Raw genomic sequence first — 23,316 nt, 5'->3', positions numbered from 1 at the left:
AGCCTGTAATCAATTGATTACAGGCTTTTCTTCTATACATGTATCGTCCTAAAATATTCAAGAAATCACGCATCAATGGATCAATTACAAATGTTGCGGAATAAAACTATATTTATCAAAAAATCACAATTTATCACCCTATGGGATTATTCAGCAAATTATTAGGCGAGTTTATAGATGTTATTGAGTGGGTAGACCCTAGCCAGGATACTTTAGTTTGGAAATTTCCGCGTAATGACAACGCGATAAAAATGGGAGCTAAACTCACCGTGCGTGAATCGCAGGTTGCCATTTTCATGAACGAAGGTCGAATAGCGGATGTATTCACTCCAGGTATGTACGAGCTCAGTACGCAGAACATCCCGATTATGACTACCCTCATGAGTTGGAAATATGGCTTCAACAGCCCGTTTCAGGCAGATGTTTATTTTGTCAGCATGCGTCTTTTTGTAAATCAAAAATGGGGGACAAAAAACCCTGTGATGGTACGTGACGCAGAATTCGGCCCTATTCGTCTGCGTGCTTTTGGTTCATTTACGTTTAAAGTGCTTGATGCCAAAACTTTTCTCACTCAAATCGCCGCAACCAATCCTAATTTTAGTACAGAAGACATTAATGAGCAGCTGCGCAATACCGTAGTCTCCCGTGCCATGGATACAGTAGCCGAATCCAAAATACCGGTGCTTGATCTTGCAGCCAATTACAATGAAATGGGCCTGCTGATTACGCAAAGCATACAACCTGATTTTGCCGAACTTGGACTTAACCTCAATAAATTACTTGTTGAAAATGTATCCTTACCACCTGAAGTAGAACAGGCACTCGATAAGCGCAGTCAGATGGGCATCATAGGAAACTTAGGTGCCTACGCTCAGTTTCAGGCAGCGAATGCTATTGAAAAATCTGCGGAAAACTCCATCGGGGGCAACCTTGGTGCGGCAGGTATGGGACTTGGCGTTGGTGCAGCTATGATGGGGCAAGTTGGCAATATCTTTCAGCAAAACCAGTTTGATCCCAATGTAAAAGGCACGGATATACCGCCATCGCTAAATGCGGTGGAATATCATTACGCAAAGGAAGGAAAGGCCGATGGCCCTCACAGCCTTGCTGCAATTAAAACTTTGATTGCCTCTAATGTGATCAATAAAGAAACCCAGGTTTGGAAAAAGGGAATGGCAGCATGGGCTCCGGCAGGGGCGGTGACTGAGCTGTTTGATCATGAACCACCACCACTAGCTTAATTTAATGAACAATACGATTCTTCCCAGTACCCTTAATCTTTCTCTAAAATGTGATGGCTGTGGTGCATTGCTGTATTTTACACCAGGCACCAGGAACCTTGAATGCGATCATTGTGGCGATAGCATAGAAATTGATCAAACGGAGACATTAATCAAATCTGTTGATTACGATCGTTTTATAAGTCGCATCAATCAGAACAAAAAGAATGACGATCTGAAAGTCGTTAATTGTAGTAATTGCGGTTCACAAGTTATACTAAGCTCTTTTACCACATCAGATAAATGCTCGTTTTGCACAGGACCATTGGTATTGAGTCCGCAAGATGGGCAGCAATATCTGCCGCCACATTATATTTTACCATTCGAAATTAACAGGGAACAGGCTATTGATTACTTCCAGAAATGGTTCAAAAGGCTTTGGTGGGCGCCAAATGACTTGGCAAAAAAGGCAAACTGTAGTTCCTCAGTCCTTCAGGGAATCTACTTACCACACTGGACTTACGATACGGATACAGTTACCGATTATAATGGAAAGCGTGGGGACTATTATTACACAACAGAAAACTATACTGTTACCGTTAATGGCAAAGAAGAAAACAGGACAAGGGAAGTGCGGCATACCCGATGGTCGTCGGTATCGGGCAGGGTAAAATGCAGCTTTCGTGACCTTATTGTACCTGCTAGTAACTCTCTTCCCGATCAAACATTAGATGAACTAGCCCCCTGGAATTTTACACTGTTGGTTAAGTTCGATGAACGTTATATGAGCGGTTTTCGCTCTGAAACCTATCAAATTGACCCTCAGCAGGGCTTGTCGAGGGCAGTTGAACAGACTAAGGATGAAATTAAATCTGAAATAGAAAATGATATTGGCGGAGACGAACAGGAAATTGGCAGTATCGAAACTGATTACCTCAACAAGGCAATAAAATATATCATGCTGCCAGTGTGGGCCAGTGCTTATTCTTACAACAAGAAAATCTATCAGTTTACTGTTAATGCCAGTACCGGTGAGGTGATTGGAGAGCGCCCTTTAAGTGCGATCAAGATTATTCTTTTTGTATTAATGGTGTTAGTTTTAATTGCGGTTGGAGTTTCGTATTGTCAATGATGGCCTATCTTTAATCCGAATTTGTAATTATAGAAGTAATCATTAGATTTGCCGCCCAAATGAACAAACGGCGTCAAAGGCCCTAATTACTTTAGATAATTACGAAAAATATAAAATGGAAGAGAATGATTTTGTATCCATCTGGCTGGAAGAAAGCGGAAATCCTGCTATAGAGGAGTTAACACAGCTTAATCTGGATATGGCCAGTAAAGCAGAAAAAACTTTAGCCGATAAAGGCCTTTCAGAAAATGATCTTGCGGTCTCCCTGGATATCAATGCAGATGAAATCAAAAGATGGCTTATTGGCAGGCATCCTTTCAGTATAAAGACTTTAAAGGAAATTTCTGCTACACTCGCAGATTATTAGCATAAAAAAGCCGAACTTTTTAGGTTCGGCTTTTTTATGCCCAAAGGGCATAAATTCAATATTTACTTTAAATCAAATCTATCCAGATTCATCACTTTAGTCCAGGCGGCTACAAAGTCATTTGTAAATTTGGCTTGACCATCAGCGCTTCCATACACTTCAGCAATCGCTCTGAGTTCTGCATTTGAACCAAAAACAAGGTCGGCACGAGTACCTGTCCATTTTATTTCGCCGGTATCACGGTCAGAACCTTCGTAAATTTCTTTATCTACTGATGTGGCTTTCCAAACGATGTTCATATCAAGCAGGTTTACAAAGAAATCATTGCTAAGCTGACCTGGACGGGAGCTGAACACCCCGTGTTTAGATCCATCAGAATTAATGTTCAGTGAACGCAAGCCCCCCAATAATACCGTTAACTCAGGTGCAGTGAGGGTAAGCAAATGTGCTTTATCAATCAGCAGCTCTTCGGTGGAAACCGGGATTTTCGATTTGCGATAGTTACGGAAACCATCGGCAACAGGCTCCAGGTAGCCAAATGATTCCACGTCTGTTTGTTCTTGTGAGGCATCCATACGACCAGGTGTAAAAGAAACCTTAGTCGCTTGTCCTGCATCCGAAGCTGCTTTTTCAATACCCGCGCAACCGGCCAGTACAATCAAATCTGCAATCGAAACTTTTTTGCCATTTGCCTGTGCAGCGTTAAATTCCTTTTGAATGCCTTCTAGTACATCTAACACCTTCTGCAATTGCGATGTATTGTTTACCTGCCAGTATTTTTGGGGAGCAAGGCGAATACGTGCGCCATTAGCACCACCACGTTTGTCTGTGCCACGGAAGGTAGAAGCCGAAGCCCACGCTGTAGAAACCAGTTCAGATATACTTAAGCCCGAAACTAATACTTTTGTTTTCAATGCTGCAATGTCGCTTTCATCAATAAGCACATGGTCTACAGCAGGAATAGGGTCTTGCCATAGCAACTCTTCTTGTGGAACATCAGGGCCAAGATAACGTTCACGTGGTCCCATGTCTCTGTGTGTTAATTTATACCATGCACGTGCAAAAGCATCCGCGAACGCGTCAGGATTTTCAAAAAAGCGCCTAGATATTTTTTCATATGCTGGATCAAATCTTAAAGCAAGATCTGTAGTCAGCATGGTTGGACGATGTTGTTTTGAACTATCAAATGCATCGGGAATAAAAGCTTCTGCATCTTTCGCTACCCATTGGTGGGCACCAGCTGGACTTTTAGATAATTCCCATTCAAAGCCAAACAAGTTCTCAAAAAAGTTATGGCTCCATTGAGTTGGTGTTTTTGTCCAGATCACTTCCAGTCCGCTGGTAATTGCATGTGGACCTTTACCAGAACCATAGCTATTGCTCCAACCTAAACCTTGCATTTCAACGTCCACTGCTTCCGGTTCCTTACCCACATGCTCAGCAGAGGCTGCACCATGGGTTTTACCGAAGCTATGGCCACCGGCGATTAAGGCAACCGTTTCCTCGTCGTCCATAGCCATACGGCCGAATGTATCGCGAATGTCTTTGGCAGCAGCAATAGGATCTGGATTACCGTCCGGACCTTCCGGATTCACGTAAATTAAGCCCATTTGCACGGCCGCAAGCGGTTTCTCCAGATTCCGGGAATGGATATCACCATCGGCATTGTCATCTGAGACCAATACACCATGGCCTTCTTCTACGCCTGCTGAACCATGTGCATAACGCAGATCGCCACCCAGCCAGGTCTTTTCAGCACCCCAATAAACCGATTCATCCGCCTCCCATACATCTTCACGTCCACCACCAAAACCAAAGGTTTTAAACCCCATTGATTCCAATGCGATGTTCCCTGTAAGAATCATCAGATCGGCCCATGAAATATTACGTCCATATTTTTGTTTAATCGGCCAAAGCAATCTGCGAGCTTTATCCAGACTTACATTATCCGGCCAGCTGTTAAGCGGAGCAAAACGTTGTAGACCTGCGCCGGCACCACCATGACCATCACCTACACGATAAGTCCCGGCGCTATGCCATGCCATCCGTATAAATAAACCACCATAATGACCAAAATCTGCGGGCCACCAGTCCTGCGAGTCGGTCATGAGCGCGTGAAGGTCTTTTTTTACGGCCTCCAGGTCGAGGCTTTTAAATGCTTCGGCATAACTAAAATCTTCGCCCATTGGATTGGATAAAGAGGAGTGTTGGCGAAGAATATTCAGTTTTAACTGGTTGGGCCACCATTCGCTGTTCCGGGTGCCTCCACCGCCAACATTATGTTTCATGCTGCCGTTATGAAAGGGGCATTTACTGATGTCATTTGATTCTTTTTCCATATTTTAGATATTATGTATTGAACGTTTTTATACTTCGATAATTGAAAAGTATTATAAATTTAAGGTATTGGATGTTATAATCACAATCAATTAATTCTATGGTGGATAGTTAAAATCTATAAACTTTTCAATTTTCACTGCTGGTACGATTGCCCAGAATGAAGACTGTGGTGTGACAATTAACAGCCAATTTATAACTAGGTTAGTATTATGTATAGCAAACTGAAAGTCAATGTTTTCAGCATGAATACACCAATCTTCCTATTCGTTTTTGCCACCACTGGTGTTCTTTTAGTCTTGTGCTGCTTACAATTAAAAGCTCAGACCGTTCAAACGAACGGAAGCTCGAGGACAAATATTATTACAGGTGTCCCCTTCTTACTTATTGTACCTGACGCGAGGACAGGTGCGATGGGAGATGTCGGTGCGGCAACGTTGCCAGATCAGAATGCGTCAGCAATTAACCCCTCAAAATTGGCTTATATGGAACAGCCTTATGGCATGTCCGTATCCTATTCTCCCTGGCTAAGCAATTTAAAAGCAGGCATCAATCTCGCCTTTCTTAGTGCCTATTATAAAATTGATGAAAGAAATACAGTAGGAACGTCTTTAAGATATTTATCACTGGGCGAGGTGCAGCTTTTTGATGCCAATAGGCAGGATTTAGGTACCTATAGCCCAAATGAATTTGCGTTTGATGTTACTTATGCGAGAAAATTTGGTGAGTCGTTTTCTCTCGGAACTGCATTAAGGTACATCAGATCTGACTTGGTGTCGGGGCAGCTTTCTTCCGGTGGCACAGGTTATGCCGGAAATGCTGTTGCAATGGATGCTTCAGCCTATGTCAGGAAGCCTACCGTCCTTTTTGGAACCGATGCACTGCTGGCATTTGGTTTAAATATCTCCAATATTGGAACAAAGATCGGCTACAATGATGCGGGTAATAAGTTCTTCCTGCCCGCAAATATCAGGTTCGGTGCTGCATCCACTTTTATTTTTAATGACCTAAATCAGTTTACTTTTGCGCTAGACCTAAACAAACTACTGGTTCCCAGCCAGCCGGTTTATGACAGCGACGGCAAAATTATAAGTGGACATGATCCAGATGTATCCGTTCCGACGGGGATTTTCAGTTCTTTTAGCGATGCCCCGGGTGGAGGGAGTGAAGAATTGAAAGAGTTAAGTATTGGAACCGGTCTGGAATATACCTATGATAAAAAAATTGCCCTGCGTGGCGGCTATTCATATGAAAACCCTGAAAAAGGAGACCGCCGATATTTTACAGTAGGTTTAGGCTTCAAATACCGTCCATTTGTGCTTGATCTGGCTTATATGATTGCAGGATCCCAAAATAATCCGCTTGCCAATACACTAAGATTCACCTTAATCTTTAGTCCTGTCCGCAAATAAAAGAATAATTGCACGACAATCGTAGAATCTATTTAACTAAAAGTTAAGTGTTGGGGGTTAATAACCGAATCATATTTTTAAATTAAAAATAAAATACGTCTTTATTGGTTTTTATAAAATTTTATTAGCTTAAATAAAAAGAATAAAAATTTTTATTTTGTTCAAGCAGATGATAAATACATGATTTTATAGAAATGTCGTTATTTTTTAGTTACCTTTGTTTCATTACCAAATAGTTTAGAGCGTTCCAGTAACCGCACCGATTCTTTTAGAGATATTTCCATTTTCTTTAAACTATATAATTGTAATATAATCATTCACTTAATCATCCCCATTATGAAAAGATTAATCATTGCTACTGGCATTACTTTTTCCGTATTTTGCTTTACATCTTCCGGATTTGCCCAAGCCTCAGCCGAAGCCGATGCTTCAGCAACAATTGTTACCCCAATCAGTATCGCGAAAGTAGACGATATGGACTTTGGAAATGTCGCTACAAATGGGGCTGTCGGTACAGTTACCTTATCACCAGATGGCTCACGCGGCTTTTCAGGCGGTGTAACCCTACCTGCAGATGACGGTTCTGTTAGCGCAGCTACCTTTACTGTCACAGGATCGGGGGCATATACCTACACCATTACCCTGCCTACATCAGTAGTCATTACAAGCGGTACAGATAATATGACTGTAAATGCTTTCACAAGTACCCCATTGAGTGCAGAAGGCTTGTTGGCAGGTGGCACACAAACGATCAGTATTGGCGCGACCCTAAACTTAGTCGCTTCACAAGCAGAAGGATCATATACATCAGCAACTCCATTCACCGTAACTGTAAACTATAATTAGAATTCTACTTTCTTAGTATACGGTCTCATCAACCGTTCATCATACCTATTGAAATCATCTTATGATTAATAAGACTGGAATCTCTATGCTCATGGCATTTGTCTTGACCATAGTGGCACAACTTATCTATCTACCCGGCATAATGGCCCAGGGAAACCTGGTCATTATGCCGCGAAGGGTAGTTTTTGAAGACACAAAAAAAAGAACACAGGAACTCAATATTGCTAATAGTGGGGCAGATAGCGCAAAGTATCTGGTCTCAGTCATTCAATACCGAATGCTGGAAAACGGCAATTTTGAACTCGTCACCACACCAGACTCCGGACAGTATTTCGCAGATAAGCACTTCAGGTTCTTTCCGCGGAGCGTGGTCCTTGGGCCTAATGAGGCACAGACCATAAAAGTTCAGGTCATCAATACTGGCGAACTAAAACCCGGTGAGTACAGGTCACATCTCTATTTTAGAGCGGTGGCCAAGGAAAAACTCCTTGACCAAAAGCCAGAAGCAAAGTTTGCAAAAACCATGACCGTGCACTTGGTACCAACTTTTGGCATTGCCATTCCGGTGATCATCAGAGTAGGTATATCACCTGCTACAGTCAGTATTTCAAAATCTGAGTTTACCCTGAATGTCCAGAATTACCCTTCGTTAAGCCTAACCTTTAATCGAACAGGTAACGCTTCCGCGTATGGAGACATTAAGGTGAATCATATATCCGATCAGGGAAAAATTACATCCGTCGGACTGGCAAAAGGGTTTGCGATCTATACACCGATTAAAATACGGCGCTTTACATTTAAGCTTGAGAAATCTCCGGGCGTTGATTATCGCAAAGGGAAGCTACAGATCTTATACACAACCTCATCTGATTCGAAGCCGGTCATAATTACGGAATCCTCGCTTAAATTATTTTAAAGAGATCCGAGGCACACAAGGGCAATTTAACCGCTCAAATAAATGAAAAAAAATATACTTAGCAGGGGTATAACCTCTTGTCTTGCAGTTATTTTTCTCAGCTTTCAACTGTCTGCTCAATCTGTTACCAATTATACCTTTACTGGCACGACCGCTACTTTCACTGCTTTATCGGGCGCGAGTGCGACGAGCTGGACAGGATCTACAGATGATGGTTTGTCAACGCTGATACCAATCGGATTTGACTTCTGGTATATGGGAGCCAGATACACCAGTATTTCCGCCAGTACCAACGGCTGGATTTCAATGGGCAGTGTCCCTACAGATTACGTGTACACCAATAGTCTGTCTACCGCAGGATCGCCCCGACCAGTTATCGCACCACTGTGGGATGACCTGGATGTTGTAGTGACCAGCAACGTCACGTATAAAACTACCGGGGCAGTGGGCAACCGCGTATTCACCTTGCAATACCTCAATGTAAAATGGTATTACCTGTCTTCGGGTGCAGTATGCTCCTTCAAGGTAAATCTATATGAAACAAGTGGCAAAGTAGAATTTGTTTACCGTTCTGATGCCACTGCGGTCGCTTCTCCCTCTGGCTCTATAGGGATTACCGCCACCGCAACAGGATCAGGAAATTTCCTGTCTGTAAATAATGCAGGTACCAGCGTAAGTTCTACAACTGAGGCCAGCGTTACCACAAAAAGAGTAACTGGCAGAACATATACCTTTACCGCGCCAATCCCAATTGCCCCGTCTACACTTAGCTTTTCAGCGATTGGAAATACAGCGATGACCTTAAACTGGGCCGATCTCTCTTCAAATGAAAGGGGCTTTGCGATTTATCGCTCAACGGATGGTATAAACTACACTTTTATTAGCCAGACTGCCGCGGCAGCCACATCTTCAATTCAATCCGGCCTTACGTCAGGCACCACTTATTATTGGAAAGTCTATGCCATTACAGAAGGAGGAATGAGTACCGCACTTAGTGGCAGCCAGACTTTGTCATGCACAGGCCCGGCAATTTCGCAACTTCCTTCCAGTAGTCTCATTGCTTATTACAAGTTAGAAGGAAATGCAAATGATGTTACAGGTAACAATCCCGGAACTTTCCAGGGTGGAACACCGGCGCAATCCGCCGACCGTTTCGACATTGCCGGCAAAGCCTATACTTTTAACGGAACAAGCAATTATATATCAACAGCGAATGTTTATGTAAACCCCGGGCCATTGAGCACCTCCACCTGGTTCAAAACCACAACTACAATTGGCGGAGCATTAATCGGTTTTTCAAGCCTCCAAACAGGTGGAAATGGAAGCAGGGACCGTTTCATTTACATGACCAGCGCCGGTACTTTATACCTTGCCGTTGCACCGGGCGCCGTGAAAAAGTACCTCAGTACCACAGCTTCATACAATGACGGAAACTGGCACATGGCCACAAGCACGCTGGGTACCGGAGGTTTAAAATTATATGTAGACGGGGTTCTTGTGGCCAGTGATGCTACGGTGACCACCGCCGAAACGACCACCGGCTACTGGCGCCTCGGGTATTCGGATTTATCCACCTGGCCAAACGAACCTTCCAGCTATTATTTCCAGGGTACACTCGACGATGCGGTAATATACCACAAAGAGTTGTCTTCCACAGAAGTAGGCATTTTATATAATTCGCCGGATGGCGCCGGAAGTAATTCACCCGTTTGCGCAGGGACAACACTTAACCTTACCGCTACAACAGTGGCCGGGGCCACCTATTCCTGGACTGGCCCAAATGGCTTTACTTCGTCCTTACAAAACCCTGGTTTAACCTTTTCGGCCGCCTATGCAGGTATTTATACTGTACAAGCCACAGTAGCCGGCTGTGCGGTAGCCTCAGTAGCGTATGTCAGTGTTACCTCAACAGGTAACACAGGGCAGTGGACTGGCAACCTAAGCACAGACTGGGCAACCGCCGGAAACTGGTGCGACGGGGTTGTTCCAGGTTCATCCACAGATGTAATCATCGCCGCCAACGCAACGAGAATGCCGAATATCAGCACCAGTGTAAGCACTAAAAACCTAACCATTAACACAGGGGCGAGCGTAACCTTGACTGGTACAGGCACACTTAATGTTGCCGGCACGCTGACCAACAACGGCACATTTACGAACACGGGAACGGTCAATTTTAATGGTACCGGCGCACAACAAACCTTCTCCGGGATCGCTTCCTTTTTTAATCTAACGCTGAATAACAGCAATGGTCTGCTTTTACCCGCAGCAATTACCGTAAATAACAACCTGCTGCTTACCGCAGGCACATTAAATGCGAACAACTTTAACCTGACCATTAAAGGAAACTGGACAAATAATGTTTCAACCACCGCATTTACAGCAGGGACAGCAACTGTAACTTTCAACAACACAACAGCACAGGTCATTGCAGGCACATTCAGCACCACCTTTAATAACCTTGTCATCGCAAATACAGCTAGCACAGTTACCCTAAATACAAACATCAGTATAAGTGGTAACCTTTCTGTAAACAGCGGAGCGTTTGATCTAAGTACTTTTACCGCCAACAGGGCAACCGCAGGGGGTACACTGATGGTAGCCAATAATGCAACTTTAAAAATAGGGGGTACAAATACTTACCCGGTTAATTTTACCGCCAATACTTTGGTGGTAGCCAGTACGGTAGAATATTCAGGAACCGCCCAAACTGTGGCGAATCAATTGTATGGAAATCTTACGCTAAGCAGTTCAGGCGGCGCAGCCGTAAAAACATTTCCAGCAACAGCACTAACCGTACTCGGGAACCTGAACAGCAATTTAGCGGCCGGCACCTCTGTTTCTTTTACTGCCGCAGCAATAATTACCGTCAACGGAAATGTATCTATTGGCGCTTCCACTACATTTAACGGCAGTAGCTTTTCACACAGCATTGGTGGGAACTGGGTAAATAATGGAACATTTAATGGTAACACCGGCAGCCTTACGTTTACCGGACCGGGCAGGACGGTAAGTGGGGCGGGCACGCAGAATTTTAATAACCTTACTATTGCGGCTTCATTAATTAGCTTTTCGGCAGGCAGTATTAGCTTAACAGGAAACCTTGCGACTACAGGCTCCGGATCTTTCAGCCAGCTTTCCGGCGGAACCGTCCTAATGACCGGCACAAGCAAAACCATTAGTGGAACAGGGATTTCACCTGATAACCTAACGATCAGCGGCACAGTAAGCACGACTGAGGCCTTGGTTATTACCGGCAATTTATCAGTAAGTGGAAGCTTTACAACAAGTACTGGCGCTACTACCATGAGCGGAACTTCAAAGACAATTTCTGGCGCAGGTACAATGAGTTTCGGGATACTTTCTGTAGCCGGCACCATTACTTCGACGGCTAATTTTACGATCTCTTCCAGCCTTTCGGTCAATGGCAGTTTATCTGCGACAGCTGGAACGGCAACATTTACCGGGACAGCTACATTAAGCGGAACCGCCAATCTTTTCAATACAACGATTAATGGCACTTCATTGCAATTATCAGCCAGTTCAACGCTGGGGATCGCAAGTGCCCTGACCATCACTTCGGGCATACTGGATGTCAGTTCTTCGGCGCCCAATACCGTAAATTTTAACAGTAGCGCAGCTCAGAACATCAATGCCATTACCTATAACAATCTTAGCCTTTCTAACGGAAACAACAAAACCGCTATCGGCGCTTTAACGATAAATAACAGCCTTACCATCGGTACCAGTACCACATTTATACCTGGCGCCTTTACTCATTCCATTTACAGCAACTGGAATAATTCAGGGACTTTTACTGCAGGTACAAGTACGATACAGTTCCTTGGAAATCAACCCTCTAATATTACCGGGGCCACAACTTTTAATATCCTCACTGTAAACAATACCACAGCGACTACTGGTGTAATCCTGCAAAGTAATATAACTGCGGCGACGGTGAACATGACACTGGGCACCCTGCTTAGTGGATCAAATACCCTTACCATAACCGGCACCAGGACTGGCAACGGAATTATACTGGGTAATATTCAGCGAAACCATGTTTTTACAACAGGTGTAGCCTATGCTTTTGAAGGACCTAACAATCTGGTCACTTTCTCCGGGCCTTCAGGCATCAACAGTGTAACCGTATCCGTTGTTGTTGGCCCCCTGGGTGATTTCCCCTTTGGTGGCTCGATCAGCAGGTTCTACACCATTACCGTTTCATCGGGCACCTATACCAGCGCTACGCTCCGCCTGCATTATGAAGACACCGAGCTCAACGGCAGCAATGAGTCCACTATGGGATTATGGCACTACAATGGAACTTCATGGATGGCTTCTGGTAAAACAGCCAATGATGCGACAGCCAATTACGTGGAGCAAACGCTCGTACCAGATATTACCAATCGCTGGACCCTTTCCGACAATTCAAATGTAGTGCAATGGAACGGCAGCGTAAGTACAAACTGGAATACCGCCGCCAATTGGACAACCGTTCAGGGCTCGGCATCAACACCGCCATCGGCTACGGATATTGTAAATTTAGGCACCATAACTTTCAGTAATCAGCCAACCATTAGCAGTACGGTAAATGTTAAGAATATAAATTTTGGAAGTGCACAAGCGGTAACCCTTTCTATGGCGAGCGGGGGCTCACTTACTTCAGGCGATATCTATGGAACCTGGAGCAGTAATGTAACACATACCATCAACGCCGGTAATCAATCCCTCATCGTAAACGGAAACTTATCCCTGAGCGACGGAACAAGTGGCCATGCCATCAATCTGAACATTGGTACAGGAACCGTAACCCTGGGCGGCTCCCTTACCCAGTCGGGCGGCGCAAATGTTGTTTTTAGCGGGACAGGAAACCTGATCATCTCTGTAAACCATAATTATGTGAACGGAACCTTTACCCCCGGCACGGGAACTGTTACTTACAGTGGCATAACCAACCAGGTCATTGGTGCGGTAAGCTATAACAACCTGACCATTAACAAAAGTGCAGCTGCGGCGGAAATCAACAACACCCTCAGTATTGGCGGTAACCTAACGGTAACCGCCGGGGAACTGGATAATTTTTCAGCGACTACGATTATAGGAAATGTGAGCATTTCATCCGGGGCAACACTCCACAATAACAGCATTTTATACATCGGAGGCAACTGGGCGAACAGTGGTACTTATAATGATGCCGGAACAAAAACAGTTTTTAATGGCGGCGGAACACAGACCATCACAGCATCTACCTTCAATAATCTGGAAATAAATAAACCGGTAGGCACTATCGCTGTCCTTACCGGGGATGTGACCTTAAAAGGGAATCTTACCGGAACATCGGGAACACTGGACATCAAATCCTTCTTTTTTAACAGGACTGTGGTCGGTGGCACAGCTATCATCGCAGATGCAGGTACCTTAATTATTGCGGCAGATAATGCACCTAATAAATTTGCCAATTACGCTTTAGGTCCGCTTAGCACCGTGATTTTCAATGGTACTGGCACGCAGCACCTGCTTTTACCGGGTGTGGTGTACGGAAATTTAACCTTCAGGGATACCGGACTGAAAATACTCTATACGCCGATTACTGTTAATGGTGATCTGACCATTGAAACGGGCGCTACATTTGATGGCGGCTCCAATACCCTTACGGTGAATGGCAACTGGATCAATAGCGGAACTTACATCCCATCTGCAAGCACAGTCCTTTTTGCAGGCGCCACTAAAAACATAACAGGAAATAACACCTTCCATAAGGCCACCGTTACAGGAAGCTATACCATTGTAAATGATGCGACTTTTAACACTTTACTGAACATTACGAGTACCGGAGCTTTATACGGAGGATCAACCCTCCATATTACGATGAACGGCGACCTCATCAATAGTGGTATTTTATACAATTTAGGCAGTACTACATTTACCGGAAATGTGGTGCAGACGCTAAGCCTGATCAATGCAGTGAACACGGTTGCGCTAACCGTGAATTTTAACGGTACCGTATCACCGGTTTTAAATTCGACGTCTGCTCCTCAATTTGGCTTTTTGAACATCAATAACACTGGTGGTGTAAACCCGAGTGTTGGATGGACTATATTATACGCGCTCACGGTGGGAAGTGGTGTCTCATTTACCGGAGGAAACCCTACGCATAATTTATTGGGGGCACTGACAAATAATGGCACGATAACCAGCAGCGGCACCTTAAACTTTATTCCAACAACAGCTGCCACTATAAACATGGGCAGTATTTTCTCAAGCACAGGTACGGTAGTTTTTGGCGGTGCTGGCGCAACGACCCTGGCGGGTAGCCCTACCTCATTTCGTAATGTTGTAATTTCCAATACCAATACCGCCGGGATCACACCTTCCTCCGCATGGACGATCACCAATAATCTTACTATAAATAGCGGGGCCATCCTGAATGCGGGGAGCTATGCTCATTTAATTGCGGGTAATATCTCCAACAACGGCACTTTGAACCGCAATACTTCTACCTTTACCATGAATGGAGCTGCTGTACAGAATATTTACAGCATTTCTCCCTTCAATAATTTAACGGTCAGCAAAACTGCCGGCTCAGTACAGCTTTTATCGGATGTCGGCGTAAACGGGACGCTGAACTTTACAGCAGGGAACATTCAGACCGGCAGCAATGTACTTACTCAATCTTCTACAGGTAACATTACCGGTGCCGCTCAGAATACGGGCTGGATAAATGGCCGGCTGCAGAAAAACATAGCTACCGGACCTACCACAAAAACCTTTGAGATTGGTGATACCATAAGTTATACGCCTGTTTCCCTTACTTTTGCAAGTGTGACTACTGCAGGTGATTTGATCGCTTCAACTACCTCAGGCGACCATCCTGAAATCAGCGGTTCCACCATCAATGCAAGCAAAAGCGTGAACCGGTTCTGGACCCTGGAAAATAGCGGAATCGCATTTACCACCTATAATGTAACTTTTAATTTTGTAGCTGCAGACCTGGACGCAGGCGTAGCAACCAGCGCCTTTATTGTTGGTGGATTTAGCGGGTTTAGCGCATTTGCCCGTGGCTCCTGGACTTATCCAATGGTCGGAACTCCAGCATCTACGACGATACAGGCCACAGGGCTTACAGAATTTGCTGAATTCCAAATTGGGGAAATGAGCATTTTTATTAAGACCTGGGATGGCGGTGCAGGAACAAGCAATTGGGGCGATGCGGCGAACTGGAACGTGGATGGCGTACCTACCGCTACTGATAATGTGGAATTAACTGGGGCAAATACGATAAACATTAACGTAGTTGCGGTTACAAAGAATTTATTGCTCAGCAATACCGGACTTATATTGACTACAAATGCAGGAAACGCTTTAACAGTATCCGGAGATTTCAGCCTCAATTCCGGAACATTTAATACCGCGGCTGCCTTTCCATCAGTATCCGGAACAGTTGATGTAAGCAATGGTACAGTAGGATTTATCGGCGGTACTGCCCAGACAATTCCGGCATACAATTACTATAACCTGACCAGCAGCTCAACAGGAAGCCGTACACTTGCAGGTACTGGCACCATTGGCATTGCAAATACATTTAGCCCAGGCACCAATACTTATACCATAACGGGAAGCACGGTTAATTTTAATGGCAGCGAACCACAAACTATCCCGGCGTTTAATTATAACCAGCTTACCTTAAGTAATGCAGGGTTAAAGACATTTAATACTGGTACAACAGGAATTGCAGGCACTTTAGCTGTTACAGGAAGCGCTACAACAAATACAGCAGCAAACGCTTCCACAATCAGTTATAACGGTCCGACAGATCAAACTGTAACAACAATTCCATATTACAATCTTGATGCAGCAAATTCCGGTGGCATAGTTAGCCTTTTGGATGCGACAATTAACAACAATCTTAGTATAACGTCGGGAACTGTCAGCATCGGAACGAATACAACAGTACAAAAAATTACTGTAGACGGAGGTATAACAATAGCTAGCGGAGCGACACTAAATGTGGCCACCATTTCTGATGCGACGCACCTGTTAACAATAAGTGGAGATGTAACAAACAACGGAACACTGAACCTAAGACCTGACGCAAACAGTTCAGGTAATACTACATTTAATAAAAATGGAGTTCAAACCATAACAGGAGCAGGTACCACAACAAGTTTTAACAGCATCACTACGGACATGGGTACCTTAAATACCAATTACCTTGAGGTAACAGCCGCTAATTTCTCTGCCCCAGATGGATTTCTGACCCTCCGTAACGGTTCATTCCAGCTCAACAGTTCAACGGTAAGCCTTAGTCCTTTTACAGCCGACATTGCAACAGATAATTTTTTAATACCTGCTACTGCCGGTTTATGGGTAAACGCAGGAATCATTATTTCACCTGACATGAACTGGACGGTTGCCGGACTTGTTAAAGTTACAGGTGGTGCATTAAATATGGGTAGCACAGCAAACAATTATGTATTACCTAAGAGCACAGCGCATTTTGTAATTGCCGGCGGAAATTTTAACCTGGCATCAGCAATTAGTAATCCCAGTGAAGCCTGGACACTTGATGTACAAGGCGGAACAATGACCATAAATACTTTGGGAAGTACCACAGCAGGTATCGCCCCCTTTAACATGGATGGACCGGGCGCTACATTTGGCATGTCTGGGGGAACCATCGTGATTCAAAATGCGGGCGGAAGTGCCGGCCAAAACCTAGGGTACAGAAACCTTAGCACCACCGGAACCGGCTTTATCGGCGGAACGCTACAAATGGGGAATGCTTCAACAGCCGCGGCACAGACCATGGATATCAACTCAACCAATCCTATTTATAATTTAAGTCTTGCCAGCAGCAATGTAACCGTTCCACTTATGTCTTCCGACCTTATCGTTAAGAACAATGTGACTATTACCGCCGGTACACTGGACATCAACAGCCAGACCTTAAAAATAGGCGGGAGCATCAGCAACAACGGAAGTTTTATCGTGAGTGACGGAACGATTGAAATGAACGGTTCAGCTGCGCAAAATATAGCGGGAGCTGCTTTTACTGGAAACCGGATCAGGAACTTAACGATTAACAATACTGCTGGAGTAACTTTAGGCGGTTCATTGGACCTTACGGATATTCTTCTGGTAAGTACTGGGCAGTTTAATTCAGCGGGCTACCTTAAGCTGGCATCAACGACGACTAAAACCGCCCTGATTGACGGAAGTGGTATCGGTAGTGTAACTGGTAGTGTAACCATGCAAAGGTACCTTGCCGCCGGCTTCGGATATAAGTATTTCAGTGCGCCTTTTCAGAACGCAACGGTAAATAGCTTTGCGGCAACAGTTGACCTAAATGCCTCCTTTCCCAACTTTTATAATTACATAGAGGATAAGGTAAGCAGCGGATTTACTTCTTACACCAATCCTTCAAATCCATTGGTGCCATTACAGGGATATGCAGCAGATTTCGGGTCATCAACTTCGTCAAAAACAGTGAACATGGCTGGTACAGTAAGTAATGGGGCATTAAGCACTACTTTATACAATCATAATCAATTGTATACGAAAGGATTTAACCTGGTCGGAAACCCTTACCCTTCACCAATCAACTGGGATGCTTCGAGTGGATGGACCAGGACAAACATAGACAATGCGGTATATTTCTTTAACTCAGGAAGTGTGAGTCAATACACTGGAGGCTATAGTACTTATGTCAATGGTATTTCCAGCGATGGCATAGCTGCTCCGGTTATCGCCTCTATGCAAGGCTTTTTTGTTCATGTAAGCGACGGTACCTATCCCGTAACCTCAACACTGGCTATGAATAATAGTGTAAGAGTGAATGACCTTGCGCCTGTTTTTCATAAATCTATCATGAGCACAGCAAGGAATGTGAATTCAAGCCCACGTATGCTGCTCAGGTTTAGTGCTAATTTTTCAGATCACGCACAATCTTCAGACCCGATTGTGGTTTACACAAACGGACAGGCAACCCAGGGCTTCGACAAGCAACTGGAAGCAGTTAAGCTGATGAATGACAATGGAGAACTTCCAAATTTATACACAATAGCTGAAAGCACCTCCAAATTAGTGATCAATGCGCTGTCGGAACTCGATACAAGCACAGTAATACCTCTTGGAATAAAGATAGAGAAAGACGGCAATATTACATTTAACCTTAGAAATCTCGAAAATTGGCCGGCTAACCTAAATCTTTACCTCACAGATGCGGTAACAGGCGCTAATCAAGATTTACAGCGGAACCCGATTTACACAGTATCCTTGAAGAAAGGAACGATTGAAAACCGGTTTTCTTTACGCTGCACGGCCAAAAATGGGGCCAACGAAACAGATGGGGATATTTATACCATATATGGATCTGGTGGAACGATGTATGTAAAGATTAGATTGCTAACAGCACAGCGGGGACAGTTGATCATCAGCAACATCATGGGGCAGGTCATTTCGCGAAGACAAATTGAAGGAAATGGGGAATACCCGCTTACCGGACTGGCCCCAGATGTGGTCTACGTGGTAAGTTTTATAACACCAAGAGGCACACATAGCAAAAAGATATTAATCAGTAGCAGATGATTTAAATGAAGAAGATGAAAAGATATATATGTTTACTAGCAGCCTTATTTAGTGGATTTTCGGTATGTGCACAACTAAAAAACAGAGCATTGTCATTGGCTCCAGAGAACCCACCGCGGCCAGTAGTGGTTTATATTAACCCAGCACAAGGACTTATTTTTGGTGCCTTTTACCAGGGAAGCTCGGGCGGAACAGTGATCATTTACCCCGATGGTTCCCGATCAACTACAGGAAGTGTGATCCAGGCAAGTCAGGGTTTCTCCTTTTCCCCGGCGATTTTTGAGGTTGACGCAGAGCCGGGGACGCTCATAACTATTGTAAACGGACCGGATGTCACCCTCTCTGGGAGCAATGGGGGAAGTATTAATCTTCACATCGGAAATGCCGACCCGGGAAGTCCTTTTATTGCTACGGCAACTTCTCCGGGCCGTACACAGATCAGGATTGGCGGCACCTTAACCTTAACCAATCCACTAACAAATCCGCCTGGCAATTATAGCGGCACTTTTTCAGTGACTTTTATTCAACCTTAACCTGGAACGGACTAGAAGAATGATGCGGAGCTTTATGGCAAATATGATCTTAATGACCGGTCTTTGTATGTTCAATGTGCAAATTTCCCAGGCACAAATAGATCCTGAGTATGAAGAACTATCTATCTTTTTAAAAGTACAGCGTGTTGGCGCAGCTGAAATCCCGGCGTTGATCAAAGGTGAAACCGCTTATCTTCCGGTTATAAATATTTTTACCTTTTTGAAGCTCAATATCATCTCGGGCAACCCGGACTCGGTGTCCGGAACATTCATTGACCCGGAAGCTAAGTTTTTTATCGATCTGGCCAAAAACAAGATTATTTACCGTGATAAAGTGTATCCGCTTAAAGATGGTGATCTGATTAGAACAGCGACTGAGCTATACCTGCGGACGGATTACTTCGGTGAAATCTTTGGATTGAATTGTACCTTCAATTTTCGCAACTTGTCTGTTGTGCTCAGTACAGATCTGGAGCTACCTGTACTTCGTGAGCTACGCCTGGAGCAAATGCGTAATAATTTAAGCCGGTTAAAGGGGGAATTTAAGGCAGATACTATCATCGGACGGAATTATCCTTTGTTTTACTTCGGAGCAGCTGACTACGCGGTCATCACTTCTGCTGGAAATAAGAATACACCAAAGGACGCGAGGGTTAGCCTTGGCCTTGGGGGGATGCTTGCCGGGGGCGAGACGAATGTTGTGCTCAATTATCATAACAATGAAAAATTAAATCCGCGCCAGCAATATTATTTATGGCGATATGTAGACAATAATCGTTCTTTTGCGAAACAGTTCCTTGCGGGGAAAATCCAGGGGCGATCTATCGCTTCTATTTACGCGCCAATTATCGGTATCCAGGTGACCAACGCAGCTACTACTTACAGGCGCTCGTTCGGGACCTATACTTTAAGTAACAATACAGAACCAAACTGGACAGTTGAACTGTATGTTAACGGAGTCCTGATCAATTATGTGAAAGCAGATGCCTCAGGTTTTTACACTTTTAATGTGCCGCTTGTATATGGAAATACAGTGATAAAATTGCGCTTTTATGGTCCCTATGGAGAGGAACGTTCAACGGAACAGAATATTAATATACCTTTCAATTTTTTGCCGAAAAATGAATTTGAGTACTTTGCCAGCACGGGCATGGTGGAGGATACAAAGCGTACCCGTTTTGCCCGTTTTAGTAGTAATTACGGAATTAGTCGAAATGTGACTGTCGGCGGCGGTATTGAGTATCTTTCTTCTATAACTTCAGGCACTAAAATCCCTTTCATCAATACTTCTGTACGTCTGCTGCCCAATTTGCTGGCATCCGGAGAGTACGATCATAATGTACGATCTAAAGCTGTATTAAGTTACAATCTGCCATCAGGTTTACAGCTGGAACTAAACAGCACCTGGTACAAAAAGGGGCAAACGGCCATTAACAATACTTTTGAGGAAGACAGAAAAGCAATCCTTTCCTTTCCAATTCGAGGCCGTAGTTTTTCAGCCTATACAAGGTTAACATTTCAGCAGATCCTGCTCCCAAATACAAAATATACGACTGCTGAATGGATGTTATCTGCTTCCTTGGGGAACTATAATGGAAGTGTAAGTACCTACTCATATTTTCTGAAAGGAACAAATGCTGATGTGTTCAGTAATTTTTCTTTGTCGACCAGGCTAAAAACACTATTGATTACACAGCAGGCACAATTTAATTATGTTGACAAAAGTTTTATGGCTATAAAAACAGAAATTGAAAAACGGGTATTCAAGAATGGCTATATAAATGCATCTTATGAGCGGAATTTCAATAGTGATGTCAACAATATTGAACTCAGCTTGCGTTATGATTTCTCCTTTGCACTAACCCGACTATCTGTAAGAAAGAGCAATGACGAAGTCAGACTGCTTCAGGCTGTAAGCGGCAGTTTGATACATGACGGGAAAACCGGCTTTACAAATTTCAATAACCATTCCAGTATTGGCCAGGGTGCGATATTGTTAATTCCTTATCTGGACCTGAATGGCAATAACCGACAAGACAAGACTGAACCGCGGGTTCAGGGCTTGAAAATAAGGATAAATGGCGGTCGCATATCACAATCCATCCGCGACACTACTATCCGCATTACTGACCTCGAAGCTTATACAAATTATAATCTTGAGCTGGATTCCTCCGGATTTGATCGGTTGGCATGGAAACTTCCTAAAAAGAATTACAACGTTGTTATCGACCCTAACTATGTGAAGAATATAGCCATTCCTGTTGTGGTATATGGGGAAGCGTCGGGCAGAGTTATTTTAAAGGAACAAGGAGAAGACAAAGGTCAGGGTGGGGTAACAATTAATTTTTACAACGAGCGATTCGTAAAAATCGCGCAAACCGTTTCGGAAGCAGATGGTTATTTTTCTTACCTGGGCTTTTTTCCGGGAAAATATTCTGCTAAAATTGATCAGGGTCAATTGGAAAAGTTGAATCTAATTGCTACACCCGGATCAATAGGTTTTACCATTTTACGTAGTGTAGATGGTACACTGGTCAATAACCTCTTATTTAATATAACGCAATCCACTACCTATGAGCGAGCACCAAAATAAAAAACTTAACGATTTAAGTTCTGAGCAACAATTACTAAATTATCAAAAGCGAATAGCCAATATCCTGGAGAGTTTTACCGATGCCTTTTTTGAGGTGGACAGTGAGTGGACCGTGACCTATTGGAACAAAGAAGCAGAAAAATTATTATTGATGCCCAGGCACAAGATTATTGGCCAGAATTTATGGGAGGTATACCATGACGCTATTCCTTTAAAATTTTATACGGAATACCACCGGGCTATGGATAATAATATAGCCGTGCATTTTGAGGAGTTTTTTCCGCCACATCAAATATGGATAGAAGTTGCCGTCTATCCATCAGGAACCGGGTTATCTATTTATTTTAAAGACATCACAGAAAGAAGAAATTCAGTAATTAAACTGGAGAAGGAAAAGCAAAAATATATTGAGCTATTTAACTTAAGTCCTGTACCCCAATGGGTGTATGATCTGAACAGCCTGCAGTTTCTGAATATAAACGAGGCAGCGATCCAGCATTATGGATATAACAGGGCCGAATTTATGGAAATGACAATTCTGGATGTACGGCCGGAGGAAGATATGGACTGCCTTTTTGATATCCTTACTAAGGAAGATAGCATCGGTTTGTTTGATAAAAGTATCGTACGGCATATAAAAAAGAATGGTGATATGATCTACGTATGTGTAGAAGGAAACAACGTTTTGTTTGAAGGTAAAAGTGCTCGGCTGGTGATGATTATTGACCGCACAGCGGAGATGCGGGCCAAACAGGCGATGGAGGAAAGTATTGAACGCTTTAACATTGTATCGAAGGCAACGAGTGATGCGATATGGGACTGGAATATCCTTACCGGAGAGATGATCTGGAATCGTGGAATCGCAGGGATATTTGGTCATAAAAAGACTTCCAGTACCGAAGAGTGGTGGAGGAGCCATGTTCACCCAGAAGATCTGGAAGATGTGATTAAAGAGGTAGATTTTCTGATTAAGAACAAAAAACAGAGGATAAAAATTGATTACAGGTTCCGTTGTGCGGATGGATCCTATAAGTTTGTTCAGGACAGGGCCTTTATCCTGTTTGATCAGTTGGGCCAGCCAATAAGAATGATAGGGTCCATGCAGGATATCACAGCACGGGTTAGTCGTATTAGGGCGATCGAAGAACAAAACTCGCGTTTGCGGGAAATATCATGGATTCAGTCTCATAAAATCCGAAGCCCCCTGTCAAAAATACTGGGACTTGTTTCTTTAATCAATTTGCATGATATCGATTTAATGAGTGTAAAAGAGCTGATCCCACATTTGAAGGCATCCTCAGAAGAGCTGGATATGGTATTGAAAGATATTATAAAAAAAACACACCATCATTTATCATGAGGCCGTTTCC

General features: G+C 43.8%; 11 protein-coding genes. 10 read left to right on the top strand and 1 reads right to left on the bottom strand.

The window, feature by feature from the left end; genetic code table 11:
- Positions 1 to 140 precede the first annotated feature (140 nt).
- The 3 genes from EZ444_RS08725 to EZ444_RS08715 all read left to right on the top strand — a co-directional run bounded on the left by EZ444_RS08725 (position 141) and on the right by EZ444_RS08715 (position 2,719).
- Positions 141 to 1,241, top strand: a complete 1,101-nt coding sequence (locus tag EZ444_RS08725; RefSeq protein WP_131608353.1) for an SPFH domain-containing protein — start codon at positions 141 to 143, stop codon at positions 1,239 to 1,241.
- Between the two features lie 4 nt (positions 1,242 to 1,245).
- Positions 1,246 to 2,352 (top strand): hypothetical protein, encoded by a 1,107-nt coding sequence (locus tag EZ444_RS08720; RefSeq protein WP_131608352.1) that lies wholly within the window; start codon positions 1,246 to 1,248, stop codon positions 2,350 to 2,352.
- A gap of 115 nt (positions 2,353 to 2,467) precedes the next feature.
- Complete coding sequence (locus tag EZ444_RS08715; RefSeq protein WP_131608351.1) at positions 2,468 to 2,719, top strand: helix-turn-helix domain-containing protein; 252 nt, start codon at positions 2,468 to 2,470, stop codon at positions 2,717 to 2,719.
- 62 nt (positions 2,720 to 2,781) lie between these two features.
- Here EZ444_RS08715 and katG read toward each other — a convergent pair whose 3' ends face one another.
- The gene (gene katG / locus EZ444_RS08710; protein WP_131608350.1) at positions 2,782 to 5,058 is read right to left on the bottom strand and encodes a catalase/peroxidase HPI; all 2,277 of its coding nucleotides are present in this window, start codon (positions 5,056 to 5,058) and stop codon (positions 2,782 to 2,784) included.
- Between the two features lie 210 nt (positions 5,059 to 5,268).
- On the opposite strand from katG, the gene porV reads away from it, so the two are divergent.
- The 7 genes from porV to EZ444_RS08675 all read left to right on the top strand — a co-directional run bounded on the left by porV (position 5,269) and on the right by EZ444_RS08675 (position 23,306).
- Positions 5,269 to 6,468 carry a type IX secretion system outer membrane channel protein PorV gene (gene porV, locus EZ444_RS08705; protein WP_225874677.1) on the top strand — a complete coding sequence of 400 codons (1,200 nt, stop codon included), beginning with the start codon at positions 5,269 to 5,271 and terminating at the stop codon, positions 6,466 to 6,468.
- A 336-nt stretch (positions 6,469 to 6,804) separates the two neighbouring features.
- The gene (locus EZ444_RS08700) at positions 6,805 to 7,314 is read left to right on the top strand and encodes a DUF4402 domain-containing protein (protein ID WP_131608349.1); all 510 of its coding nucleotides are present in this window, start codon (positions 6,805 to 6,807) and stop codon (positions 7,312 to 7,314) included.
- 61 nt (positions 7,315 to 7,375) lie between these two features.
- Positions 7,376 to 8,230 (top strand): fimbrial biogenesis chaperone, encoded by an 855-nt coding sequence (locus EZ444_RS08695; protein WP_131608348.1) that lies wholly within the window; start codon positions 7,376 to 7,378, stop codon positions 8,228 to 8,230.
- Between the two features lie 42 nt (positions 8,231 to 8,272).
- Positions 8,273 to 18,820: a beta strand repeat-containing protein gene (locus EZ444_RS08690; RefSeq protein WP_131608347.1), complete on the top strand. Its 10,548-nt coding sequence runs from the start codon at positions 8,273 to 8,275 to the stop codon at positions 18,818 to 18,820.
- A 14-nt stretch (positions 18,821 to 18,834) separates the two neighbouring features.
- Positions 18,835 to 19,353: a DUF4402 domain-containing protein gene (locus EZ444_RS08685; RefSeq protein WP_165503565.1), complete on the top strand. Its 519-nt coding sequence runs from the start codon at positions 18,835 to 18,837 to the stop codon at positions 19,351 to 19,353.
- A 34-nt stretch (positions 19,354 to 19,387) separates the two neighbouring features.
- Complete coding sequence (locus tag EZ444_RS08680) at positions 19,388 to 21,946, top strand: hypothetical protein (RefSeq protein WP_131608345.1); 2,559 nt, start codon at positions 19,388 to 19,390, stop codon at positions 21,944 to 21,946.
- Positions 21,927 to 23,306 (top strand): PAS domain S-box protein, encoded by a 1,380-nt coding sequence (locus EZ444_RS08675; RefSeq protein WP_131608344.1) that lies wholly within the window; start codon positions 21,927 to 21,929, stop codon positions 23,304 to 23,306. Before EZ444_RS08680 ends, EZ444_RS08675 begins: the two co-directional genes overlap by 20 nt.
- Positions 23,307 to 23,316: the final 10 nt, after the last annotated feature.

The organism is Pedobacter hiemivivus (assembly GCF_004331685.1).
GTDB lineage: Bacteria > Bacteroidota > Bacteroidia > Sphingobacteriales > Sphingobacteriaceae > Pedobacter > Pedobacter hiemivivus.
The sequence above is the reverse complement of the archived record's forward strand: the minus strand, read 5'-3'. Positions and strand labels throughout refer to the sequence as shown.